Origin of the sequence: Amycolatopsis sp. WAC 04182, assembly GCF_003947465.1 — a bacterium.
Lineage (GTDB): Bacteria > Actinomycetota > Actinomycetes > Mycobacteriales > Pseudonocardiaceae > Amycolatopsis.
Window position 1 is genome coordinate 851,705 of record NZ_QHJJ01000004.1, and the last position, 10,792, is coordinate 862,496.

General features: G+C 68.1%; 10 protein-coding genes. 6 read left to right on the plus strand and 4 right to left on the minus strand.

The features are described from left to right. Positions 1-151: 151 nt before the first annotated feature. The 4 genes from dnaK to DMH01_RS24365 are packed head-to-tail and all read left to right on the plus strand — an operon-like array spanning position 152 to position 4,436. Positions 152-2,029 (plus strand): molecular chaperone DnaK, encoded by a 1,878-nt coding sequence (dnaK, locus tag DMH01_RS24350; RefSeq protein WP_125679533.1) that lies wholly within the window; start codon positions 152-154, stop codon positions 2,027-2,029. Next, positions 2,026-2,796, plus strand: coding sequence for a nucleotide exchange factor GrpE (gene grpE / locus DMH01_RS24355; protein WP_125679534.1), 771 nt, complete (start codon positions 2,026-2,028; stop codon positions 2,794-2,796). Before dnaK ends, grpE begins: the two co-directional genes overlap by 4 nt. A 33-nt stretch (positions 2,797-2,829) precedes the next feature. Continuing rightward, complete coding sequence (gene dnaJ / locus DMH01_RS24360) at positions 2,830-4,002, plus strand: molecular chaperone DnaJ (RefSeq protein WP_125679535.1); 1,173 nt, start codon at positions 2,830-2,832, stop codon at positions 4,000-4,002. 5 nt (positions 4,003-4,007) lie between these two features. Next, positions 4,008-4,436 (plus strand): heat shock protein transcriptional repressor HspR, encoded by a 429-nt coding sequence (locus DMH01_RS24365; protein ID WP_125679856.1) that lies wholly within the window; start codon positions 4,008-4,010, stop codon positions 4,434-4,436. Positions 4,437-4,561: 125 nt separating this feature from the next. Here DMH01_RS24365 and DMH01_RS24370 read toward each other — a convergent pair whose 3' ends face one another. From DMH01_RS24370 to DMH01_RS24385, 4 genes are all read right to left on the minus strand, one after another. Next, on the minus strand, positions 4,562-5,170 hold the full coding sequence (locus DMH01_RS24370; RefSeq protein ID WP_233621651.1) for a DUF305 domain-containing protein: 609 nt from the start codon (positions 5,168-5,170) through the stop codon (positions 4,562-4,564). Then, positions 5,155-5,907 carry a lytic polysaccharide monooxygenase gene (locus tag DMH01_RS24375; RefSeq protein WP_125679536.1) on the minus strand — a complete coding sequence of 251 codons (753 nt, stop codon included), beginning with the start codon at positions 5,905-5,907 and terminating at the stop codon, positions 5,155-5,157. The genes DMH01_RS24370 and DMH01_RS24375 overlap by 16 nt, the downstream gene beginning before the upstream one ends. Before the next feature lie 160 nt (positions 5,908-6,067). Then, positions 6,068-7,168 carry an FAD-binding oxidoreductase gene (locus tag DMH01_RS24380; protein ID WP_125679858.1) on the minus strand — a complete coding sequence of 367 codons (1,101 nt, stop codon included), beginning with the start codon at positions 7,166-7,168 and terminating at the stop codon, positions 6,068-6,070. A gap of 379 nt (positions 7,169-7,547) precedes the next feature. After that, on the minus strand, positions 7,548-8,651 hold the full coding sequence (locus DMH01_RS24385) for a globin domain-containing protein (protein ID WP_125679537.1): 1,104 nt from the start codon (positions 8,649-8,651) through the stop codon (positions 7,548-7,550). A 372-nt stretch (positions 8,652-9,023) separates the two neighbouring features. On the opposite strand from DMH01_RS24385, the gene DMH01_RS24390 reads away from it, so the two are divergent. Both DMH01_RS24390 and DMH01_RS24395 read left to right on the plus strand, forming a co-directional pair. Beyond that, positions 9,024-9,488 carry a MarR family winged helix-turn-helix transcriptional regulator gene (locus tag DMH01_RS24390; protein ID WP_034312360.1) on the plus strand — a complete coding sequence of 155 codons (465 nt, stop codon included), beginning with the start codon at positions 9,024-9,026 and terminating at the stop codon, positions 9,486-9,488. 75 nt (positions 9,489-9,563) lie between these two features. Then, a complete protein-coding gene (locus DMH01_RS24395) occupies positions 9,564-10,748 on the plus strand; it encodes an MFS transporter (protein ID WP_125679538.1) in 1,185 nt (394 codons plus the stop codon). The last annotated feature ends 44 nt before the right edge of the window (positions 10,749-10,792 follow it).

Genomic DNA, 10,792 nt, shown 5'->3' on the forward strand with positions numbered 1-10,792 from the left:
ATCGTGCCGCACGTTGAGCCGGATACAAGGTTGAGTGAGGGTGACTCAAGTCCGGCTTGACGGAAGCCCCACCATCCCGATACAACTTGCGTTGAGCCCACTCAAGGTGGGCCGATACGTGCAGGTCACGAACTAGCAGGAGGATCACACCATGGCGCGAGCGGTCGGCATCGACCTCGGCACGACCAACTCGGTCGTCGCTGTCCTTGAGGGCGGCGAGCCGACGGTCATCGCCAACTCGGAAGGTTCCCGCACCACCCCGTCCATCGTCGCCTTCGCCAAGAACGGCGAAGTGCTGACCGGCCAGCCGGCGAAGAACCAGGCCGTGACGAACGTCGACCGGACCATCCGGTCGGTCAAGCGGCACATCGGTACCGACTGGAAGACCGAGATCGACGGCAAGGCCTACACCTCGCAGGAGATCAGCGCCCGCGTGCTGATGAAGCTCAAGCGCGACGCCGAGGCGTACCTGGGCGAGACCATCACCGACGCGGTCATCACCGTCCCCGCCTACTTCGAGGACGCGCAGCGGCAGGCCACCAAGGAGGCCGGGCAGATCGCCGGCCTGAACGTGCTCCGCATCGTCAACGAGCCCACCGCGGCGGCGCTGGCGTACGGCCTCGACAAGGGCGAGAAGGAACAGACCATCCTGGTCTTCGACCTCGGTGGCGGTACGTTCGACGTCTCGCTGCTGGAGATCGGCGAGGGTGTCGTCGAGGTCCGTGCGACCTCCGGTGACAACCACCTCGGCGGTGACGACTGGGACGAGCGCATCGTCACCTGGCTGGTCGACAAGTTCAAGTCGTCCAACGGCATCGACCTCACCAAGGACAAGATGGCGCTCCAGCGCATCCGTGAGGCCGCCGAGAAGGCGAAGATCGAGCTCTCCAGCTCGAACTCGGCCAGCATCAACCTGCCGTACATCACGGTGGACGCGGACAAGAACCCGTTGTTCCTCGACGAGCAGCTCTCCCGCGCCGAGTTCCAGAAGATCACCTCGGACCTGCTCGAGCGCACCCGCAAGCCGTTCAACAACGTCATCCGTGACGCGGGTGTCGCCGTCGGCGACATCGACCACGTCGTGCTCGTGGGTGGTTCCACCCGCATGCCCGCCGTGTCCGAGCTGGTCAAGGAGCTGACCGGCGGCCGCGAGCCGAACAAGGGCGTCAACCCGGACGAGGTCGTCGCCGTCGGCGCTGCGCTGCAGGCCGGTGTGCTCAAGGGTGAGGTCAAGGACGTCCTGCTGCTCGACGTGACCCCGCTTTCGCTGGGCATCGAGACCAAGGGCGGCGTGTTCACCAAGCTCATCGAGCGCAACACCACGATCCCGACCAAGCGTTCGGAGATCTTCTCCACCGCGGACGACAACCAGCCCTCGGTGCAGATCCAGGTGTTCCAGGGTGAGCGCGAGATCGCGGCGCACAACAAGAAGCTCGGCATGTTCGAGCTGACCGGTCTCCCGCCCGCCCCCCGTGGCGTGCCGCAGATCGAGGTCACCTTCGACATCGACGCCAACGGCATCGTGCACGTCCTCGCGAAGGACCTCGGCACGAACAAGGAGCAGTCGATGACGATCACCGGTGGCTCCGCGCTGCCGAAGGACGACATCGAGCGCATGGTCAAGGACGCCGAGGCGCACGCCGAGGAGGACAAGCAGCGCCGCGAGGAGGCGGAGACCCGCAACCAGGCGGAGACGCTGGTCTACCAGACCGAGAAGTTCGTCAAGGACAACGAGGACAAGCTGCCCGACGAGCTCAAGGGCAAGGTCAAGACCGCGATCGACGAGGCCAACGAGGCGCTCAAGGGCACCGACTCGGCGAAGATCCGCGAGTCCATCGAGAAGCTGAACACCGCTTCGCAGGAGCTGGGCACCGCGCTCTACGCCAACGCGGCGGGCAACGCCGCCGACGACGCCGCCGCCGGTGAAGGCGCCGCCGGGACCGCGGGTGCGGGCACCGGTTCGCAGGCCAAGGCCGACGACGTCGTCGACGCCGAGATCGTCGAAGAGGACGAGAAGGACAAGAAGTGACGGGACGCTACGACGAAACCGAGGGCCAGGGCCCGGATGAGCCGGTGGTCGTGCGGGACCGTAGGCGGATCGATCCGCTGACCGGTGAGGTCCGCTCGGCCGCCCCGGAGGCCGAACCCAAGGAAGGTCCGAAGCACGCCGCTCCTGCCGAGGAACCGGCTGCTCCGACGGAGCCGGAGCCCGCGGCACACGCGGGCCCCGGCCTCGGGGAGTCCATTGTGGACGACTCGGTGTCGGTGGCCACCGGGCTGGAGAAGGAGCTGGCGGAACGCACCGCCGACCTCCAGCGTCTCCAGGCGGAGTACGCCAACTACCGCAAGCGCGTGGACCGCGACCGCGAGCAGGTCGTCGCCGGCGCGAAGGCGTCGGTCGTCAACGATCTGCTCCCGCTGCTCGACGACATCGAGCGCGCGGAACAGCACGGCGATCTGACGGGCGCCTTCAAGGCGGTCGGCGAGAAGCTGGTCGGGAGCCTGCAGCGGTCGGGCCTCGAGCCGTTCGGCGCCGAGGGCGAGCCCTTCGACCCGAGCGTCCACGAGGCGGTCCAGCACAGCACGTCGCCGGACGTCACCGAGCCGACGGTCACCATGGTCATGCGCCGCGGTTACCGCTTCGGCGAGCGTGTGCTGCGCCCGGCGATGGTCGGGGTCACCGACCACGAGCCGGGCGCGGCTCCCGCGCCGTCGGCGCAGGACGCCCCGGTGGACCCGCCCGTCGGTGGCGAACTGCCGCTCGAGGGCGAACTTTTCGATGAGAACAACCGCTGATCGGCGATACGGCGTGAAAGGAGGAGACGTTCGGTGAGTGCACGGGAATGGATCGGTAAGGACTTCTACCGTGAGCTGGGCGTCTCCTCCGACGCCACCGCGGACGAGATCAAGAAGGCCTATCGCAAGCTGGCCAAGGAGAACCACCCCGACGCCAACGCGGGCAACGCGGAGGCCGAGAAGAAGTTCAAGGCGGTCTCCGAGGCGTACGGCGTTCTTTCCGACACGTCCAAGCGCAAGGAGTACGACGAGGCCCGCCGCCTCTTCGGCTCCGGTGGTCCCGGCGGCTTCGGCTTCCCGGGGGCCGGCGGTGGCGGCGGCGGTTTCGACGTCGGCGACATCTTCGGCCAGGCGGGTCAGCAGCAGGGCGGCTTCGGCGGTCTCGGCGACATCCTCGGCGGGCTCTTCGGCCGTCGCGGCGCCGCCGGTGCCACCGCGAACCGGCCGCAGCGCGGCTCGGACGTGGAGACCGACGTCCGGATCGACTTCGCCGAGGCGGTCAAGGGCGCGACCCTGCCGCTGCGGCTGTCGAGCCCGGCGACCTGTTCCACCTGTGGCGGCAACGGCGCGAAGCCGGGGACCTCCCCGAGGACGTGTGCGACCTGCCAGGGCAGCGGGCTGGTCAGCCGGAGCCAGGGCGCGTTCGCGTTTTCGGAGCCCTGCCGGGACTGCCGCGGCCGCGGCACGCTCATCGACGACCCCTGCCCGGAATGCGCGGGCGAGGGCATCAGCACCCGCACCCGCACGCTGACCGTGCGGATCCCGCCGGGCGTCGCCGACGACCAGCGGATCCGGCTGGCGGGCCAGGGCGAACCGGGCCGTGGCGGCGCGCAACCGGGCGATCTGTACGTCCGCGTGCACGTCGCTCCGCACGCGGTGTTCGGGCGCAAGGACCTCGACCTGACGATCACCGTGCCGGTGTCCTTCACGGAACTGGCCCTCGGCGGCACGATCACCGTGCCGACGCTCGAGGGGAAGGTCTCGCTGAAGGTGCCGCAGGGCACGGCGAGCGGTCGCGTGCTCCGGGTGCGCGGCAAGGGAATCGCGAAACGCGACGGCTCGCAGGGCGACCTGCTGGTCACCCTGCAGGCGGCCATCCCGGCCAAATTGGACGACAAGGCCCGTGAAGCGCTGGAGGCCTACGCGGAGGCCATGGCCGACCACGATCCGCGACCGGAGATCACCGAACTTCTCGAAGGCAGGTGAGCACGATGTTCGGCGGGCTGCCGCACGGTGCGGACGAGGACACCCCGGTGTTCGTCATTTCGGTGGCGGCGCAGCTTTCCGGCCTGCACGCGCAGACCCTGCGGTCCTACGACCGCCAGGGTCTCGTGTCGCCGGGCCGGACCTCCGGTGGTGGACGCCGTTACTCGATGCGGGATATCGCGTTGCTGCGCGAAGTGCAGCGACTGTCCCAAGAGGACGGTGTCAACCTCGCGGGCATCAAGCGGATCATCGAGCTGGAGAACCAGGTCGACGCGCTCCGCGCGCGAATCGCCGAACTGACCGATGAGCTCACGGCGGCATATGTCGCCGCCGAACAGACGGCCGCGGCCGTGCACGCCTCCTACCGCAAGGACCTCGTCCCCCTGCGGCAGCAGACGGCCCTGGTCGTCTGGAAGCCCAAAAAACGTACTTAGGTCCCGCGTGATTGAACGTGTCACTCGCGTGATTGAGCACGCAACTCGCGTGATTGAAGGCGTAACTCACGAGTTACGCCTTCAATCACGCGAGTGACACGTTCGCGCACAGAGGACTGAACGCGTTATTGGCCGGGCACCAGGGTCCGGATCTGCTGGACCTCGCCGGTGCGCGAATCCATGATCCGCTGGGCCAGTGCCTTCGCCTCCGGGTTCTTGCCGTCCTTCAGTTCGGTCCTCGCCAGCGCGACCCCGTTGTGCTGGTGCGCGACGAAGATGTCGGCGAAGTCGAGGCTGAACTCCGCACCATCCTTTTTGGACAGTGCTTCGAGCAGTCCCTTGTCCGTGAGCCCGTCGCCACCGTGATGGTGGTGCGCGTGCGGATCCGCCGAGCCCGTCTCGGGTTTGCCCCAGGCCTTCAGCCAGTTCCGCATGTCGGTGGTCTCGGTCTGCTGCGTCGCCTCGATGGCCGCCGCGAGATTCGTCAGCTCCTGCTTCTGCCCCTGCTTGGCCTTCACCAGCTTGACGATCTCCACACCCTGGTCGTTGTGGGCGATCATCATCTGCAGGAACATCACGTCGGCGTCGTTGTACGCCGCCGACGCGCCCGCCGACTGGGGGACCGGGGAGAGCGGGGCGCCGGCGTTGGGGGGTGAGCCGTCGCCGGACCCGCAGCCCGCGAGGGCCACGAGACCGGCGACGAGAACGAGGGCCAGCTTCACTGGCGTGTCCACAGGGCCGGGGTGTTCGGCGGCTCCCAGCCTTGGATCGCCGTATGCGCCATCTGGCACCGGTAGGTGGCGCCGCCGTAGGTCACCGTGCTGCCGACCGAGTAGGACGCGCCGGCCGCCCAGGTGCCGCCGGTGGGCGGGTTGGTCGTGCTGGTCGGGGGGTTCGACGTCGTAGGCGGGTTGCTGGTGGTCGGCGGGTTGCTCGTGGTGGGCGGGTTGCCGCCGCCGATCTGCAGGTCGATGCAGCTGTAGAAGGCCATCGGCGTGTCCGCGATGTTCCAGATGGCGAGCACCTTCTGGCGGCCGCTGAAGCCGTTCAGGCTCACCGTGTGCGACGTCGGGTCCTTCGGCGCGGAGTTGTTCCCGCTGATGTCGGCGATCTTGGTGCCGCCGATGTAGTACTCGTAGTTCGTGGTCCGGTGGTAGGCGGTGAACTTCCAGTTGAAGGTCACGCTGTTGCCGACCGACGCGGCGGGCCACGGCTTCGACTCGTCGTTGAGCTCGGCGAATCCGGGAAGACCGCCGTTGCAGCTGCGGAGCCCCTTGGGGCCTTCGACGCTCTGCGGTTCGTAGACGATGGCACCGCAGCCGGAAACCTTGCCCTGGGCGCAGTTCGCCTGGCGGCTGGGCGGGGACAGCACATAGCCGTGGGCGCTGGCCACCTGCGGGATGGCCACGATGGCGATCGGGGCGAGGATCGCACCGGCGGCGGCTGCCACGAGCTTGCGTTTGACGGTCATGCCGGCTCCTGGGGGATGGAACGACGGTGTTCCCGTAAGGGGGAGCAATGTGGTCTAGACCATAAATCCGCCGGTGACCGCGGTCAATGATTCACTGACCTACTGCTGCGTCGAGCCCAGGTGGAACAGCCGATCGGCCTAATACGAAGGACGCATCGGCTCAGTCCAGGGTGAAGGGGTCGTACTTGATCCGCGCCAGGTCCGTGCCCGCGGCGAGCAGTTTCGCGATCGTCGCCCGGATCATCGACGGTGACCCGGCGACGTACACGTCGCGCTCCTTCCAGGCACCGCGCTGCGTGACCGCCGTGGCCAGCGTGCCGCGGTCGCCGCCGGCGATGGTGCCTTCCTCGGTCACCGGGGTCACCGTCAGCCAAGGGCAGGTGACGGTCAGCCCGCGGAGCTCGTCGAGGGCGTAGAGGTCTTCCGGGCGGCGGCCGCCGAAGAACAGGTGCACCGGCGGGTTGTGCTTCCAGCGCGACATGTCGTCGAGCAGGGCGAGCAGCGGCGCGACGCCGGTGCCGCCGCCGATCATCAGCAGCGGACGGCTCTCCGTGTGGTTCACCGAAAGCGCGCCGAGCGACGGGCCGAGGCGCCAGACGTCGCCGAACCGGGTGTGGTGGACGATCGCGCGCGAGACCCAGCCTCCGCGCACGGCGTGCACGTGGAACTCCATCGTCCCGTCGGCGTGCGGCGCGGTGGCGGGCGAGAAGTACCGCCACATCCGCGGCCGCTGCGGGACTTCGACGCTGACGTAACCGCCGGCCCGGTACGGGAGCGGCTGATCGGTGCGTACCTTGACGATGGCGACGTCACGGGACACGACGCGGTGTTCGATGACGGTCGCCTTCCACCACGCCGGCCCGACTTCCTTGCCCGCGGCCTCGCGCATGTTCTTCGAAATGACGCCGTACGCGGTGACCCAGGCGTCTTCCAGCTCCGGTGTCCAGTCGTCCTTCAGGAACCTTTTCAACGCGGCGATCAGCGCGACGCCGACGGCGTCGTAATGGCGGCCGAGGACGTCGAACTTCCGGTGGTCGCGGCCGAGTTGCCCGAGGAACGTGGCCAGTTCGTCGGGCCGGTCCACCATCTGGACGACGTAGACGAGTGCGCGCAGCAAACGATTTCGCTGCGTGGCCATGTTGATCGGGAACAACGCCCTCGCGTCCGGCGAAACGGAGAAGAGCACGCCGTAGAAGTACTGGGACAGCTCTTCGGCCTTCGTTTCGACGGCGGCGAAACTCTTCCTGATGAGCTTGGCCATCTCGACGGTCTTGTCCGCGGACGGCGTCTCGATCAGGGGCGGAACGGGAATCGGTGAAGATCTCGACGAACTCGGTGGATGCTCGTATTTCACTGTTTCGGCAGTCATGGGTGAACGATTTTCTCCAGTTGGATCGGGCATATTCTCCAGACCCGATGTCATCGTGCTCGTGTTCCCCCGAGGGTTCTCGACTGTATGCCCGAACGTCGCGAAAGGATCCACGAATGGTTGTTTCCCGCTCGAACGGAGCAAACGATATACGCGCCGTCAACACCGTCTGGCACTAAGTAAAGGAAAGCGTGATCGGCCGATCGGGTGGGTTTTCTCCGTGATTACGGGATCACGTAACGCGGCTGACCACCATTGTGGAATGGAATTCCTAGTCGATGGTGAAGGGGTCGTACGCGATCTGGTCGAGCGCGCTGCCCGCGACCAGCATCCGGGACACCGTCGCGCGGATCATCGCGGGCGAACCGGCGACGAGGACCCGGTGCCCCGGCCAGGATCCTTGCTGGGTAACGGCTTCCGCGAGGGTGCCCTGCACGCAGCCGGGCGCCTCTTCGCCGTGCTCGACCACCGGCGTCACGGTGAGCCACGGGTTCGTGGCGGCGAGGGCGCGCAGCTCGTCGAGGTCGTAAAGGTCCTCACGCGACGGTCCGCCGTAGAACAGCTGGACCTTCGGGTTTTCGCCCCACTGCGCGAGGTCGTCCAGGATGGCGCGCAGCGGCGCGATACCGGTACCGCCGGCGATCATCAGGACGCCGCGGCCGTCGGTCCGGTCGACCGAAAGCCTGCCGAGCGGCGGCCCCAGCCGCCAGACGTCGCCGGGCTGCGTGTGGCTGACGATGGCGCGCGAAACCCAGCCGCCGTCGACGGCGCGCACGTGGAACTCGATGCCGCCGTCCTCGCGCGGCGCGTTCGCCGGCGACAGGTAGCGCCAGAGCCTCGGCCGCTGCGGGACTTCGACACTCATGTATTGGCCGGGCTGGTACGGCACCGGGAATTCGGGCTGGACGCGGACCAGGGCGAGATCCCAGGTGAGCCGCCGGTGTTCGAGGACGGTGGCCGACCACGATGCCGGGTTGACGTCGGCCGCGGCGGCCTCCTGCATCGCGCGGGCGACGATGGTGAACGCCTCGGCCCAGGCCCGTTCGACCTCCGGTGTCCAGTCCGGACCGAGGTGGTTCTTGAGCGAGGCGAGCAGTGCGGTGCCGACGGCCTCGTAATGCCGCGGGATGACACCGAACTTGCGGTGGTCGCGGCCGAGCTGGGTCAGGAACGGCACGAGGTCGTCGGGCCGGTCGACCATCTGCACGATGTGGACCAGCGCGCGCACCAGCCTGCCGCGCTGGACCTCCATGTTGATCGGGAAGAAGTCGCGGGTCGCCGGCGCGAGGGTGAACAGCATCCCGTAGAAGAACTGGGAGATCTCCGGGATGAAGGGCTCCGACTTCGCCCAGGTGTCCCGGATGAGCCGCACCATCGCGGTGACCGCGGGCGGGGCTTCTCTCGGTGCCGACGACCGCGGCACCGGACTGACCGCGTCGGCCGTCACGGGCTGGGAGTCGCTGATCGGGTAGCGCATGCCGGAAGACAGTTCCCCAGAATCACGGACGAGGATCCACTGGAGAAGAATTCACGGATCATTCACCTCTCCGGTCAGTGGCTGTCGGGCCGGTCGGCTGGTTCCGGCTCGTTCGCGAGACTAGCTGCCGAGAGCCCTTTTGCCCGCATCGTTGCTCCGGACGGGTGTACTCGAAACCGGGCGGCAGTGGGCGATCTCACGAGGTAAATAGTTGTCTTACGCAAGTGTCGCCGAATAAAGTTGTACTGTACAAGTAGCCGGGAGGCATCGATGAGCTCCGCAGACGACGCCAGGGTCGAACTGATGCGTGAGTTGAAGGCCGCCTCCCAGCTGCAGCACGCCTGGATAATGCAGGCCTGGCAGGACGACCCCGGCCTGCACCCGGCGGCCGCGATGCTGCTGTCCGACCTGGCGAAGCACGGCGAGGCCCGCCCTTCGGAGTTGGCCAAACGACGCTTTGTGGACCTTTCGGTCATAAGTCGTCAAATCTCCCAGCTGTCCGCGGCGGGCATGGTGGACCGCCGTCCCGCGCCCGAGGACGGCCGCGCGTCGATCATCAGCATCTCCGAACGCGGGCGCGCGGAACTGGGCCGCAGGCGGGCCGGATATCTGGAGTTCATGGAGCGCGCGCTCGGTGACTGGGACGACGAAAAGGTCCTCGAACTGACCACGCGGCTGGCGGAGATGAACGCGGACGTCCGAGCGGCCCTGTCCGTCCGGACATGCGACGTTTGACGGCGGCCGTTCCTACCCGCCGGTCTTGACTGAACGGACCTTTCGCGACGCTGTCACGCCGGTAGCGTCGAAGGTGTGCGAAGCAGGGTCGCGTTGCTGGTCGCGTTGGGTATCGACAACTTCGGCTCGGGACTCTTCCTTCCGTTGGGCCTCGTCTTCGTCATCCGTGTGGTGGGTCTGCCGCTCGCCCAGGCGGGGGGCGCGGTCACTCTCGGTGCGTTCGCCGGTCTGCTCGTTCCCGCGCTCGCCGGGCGCCTCGTCGACCTGATCGGCCCGCGGACGGTGATGATCTGCTCCCACGTCCTGCAGGCCGCCGGAGCGAGCGCCTTCCTGCTGGCGGACGGGTTCGCCGGCGTCGTCGGCGCGTCCGTCATGCTCGCGGCCGGGCAGCAGCTGTTCTACAGCTCGCAGTTCTCGCTCATCGCCGACGTCGCGGGCGAAGGACCGAAGGACCGGCCGTTCGCCGAAGCCGCGATGGTCCGCTCCGCGGGCTTCGGGCTGGGCGGGCTCGCGGCCGCCGGACTGCTGGTGTGGATCGGCCGCGAGGGCCTGTACGTCGCCGTGATGGTCGACGTCGCGACCTTCGTCGTCGCCGCGGCCATCCTGGCGACACTGGTCGACCCCGCCCCGCGGCACCTGCCGCGCCTGTCGGGGTCCGCGCGGATCTGGCGGAACCGCCCGTACCTGGCGCTCATCGTGTTCAGTGGGCTGTTCGCGCTCACGATGGACTTCTTCCTCATCGGGATGCCGGTGTACGTCTTCAACGCCTTGCACGGCCCTCGGTGGCTTCCCGGCGCGATCATCGCGCTGCTCACGGTCGTCACCAGTCTGGGTGGAGTCGTCGCGTTGCGGCTCACCCGGAAGCTGACCCGGATCGCCGCCATGCGCGCGGGCTCGGCGTTGTTCGCGGTGTGGTGCCTGGCGTGCGTCCTGGTGGTGTTCGTGCCGAAGGTCTTCCAGCCGGTTTACCTGCTCGGCGCGACCCTCGTGCTGGCCGCGGGCGATCTCGCGTTCGGCCCGCGGTCCGGGGCGCTGGCCGAAGCGGCGGCCCCGCCGGAGGCGCGAGGCCGGTATCTGGCGGCCTTCCAATACGCGTTCACGCTCGCGGCGGTGATCGCTCCGGCCGTCGTGGCGTTGTTCTCCGTGGCAGTCTGGATCCCGTGGGTGCTCGTGGCCGCGTGCGCCTGCACGGCCGTCGTCGGCCTCGGCCGGGTGGGTCCGCGCCTGCCCGTGGAGGCCGTCTCGCCGACCGGGCGCTGAAACTTTTCAAGGTTGAGCGGAACAGACTCAACTTTGCTGACGTT

Excerpts from the sequence above, each read along its gene's own strand:
- dnaK (WP_125679533.1), top strand. The coding sequence starts at position 152 with ATGGCGCGAGCGGTCGGCATCGACCTCGGCACGACCAACTCGGTCGTC.
- DMH01_RS24365 (WP_125679856.1), top strand. The coding sequence starts at position 4,008 with ATGTTCGGCGGGCTGCCGCACGGTGCGGACGAGGACACCCCGGTGTTC.
- DMH01_RS24375 (WP_125679536.1), bottom strand. The coding sequence starts at position 5,907 with ATGACCGTCAAACGCAAGCTCGTGGCAGCCGCCGCCGGTGCGATCCTC.
- DMH01_RS24380 (WP_125679858.1), bottom strand. The coding sequence starts at position 7,168 with ATGGCCAAGCTCATCAGGAAGAGTTTCGCCGCCGTCGAAACGAAGGCC.
- DMH01_RS24385 (WP_125679537.1), bottom strand. The coding sequence starts at position 8,651 with ATGGTGCGGCTCATCCGGGACACCTGGGCGAAGTCGGAGCCCTTCATC.
- DMH01_RS24390 (WP_034312360.1), top strand. The coding sequence starts at position 9,024 with ATGAGCTCCGCAGACGACGCCAGGGTCGAACTGATGCGTGAGTTGAAG.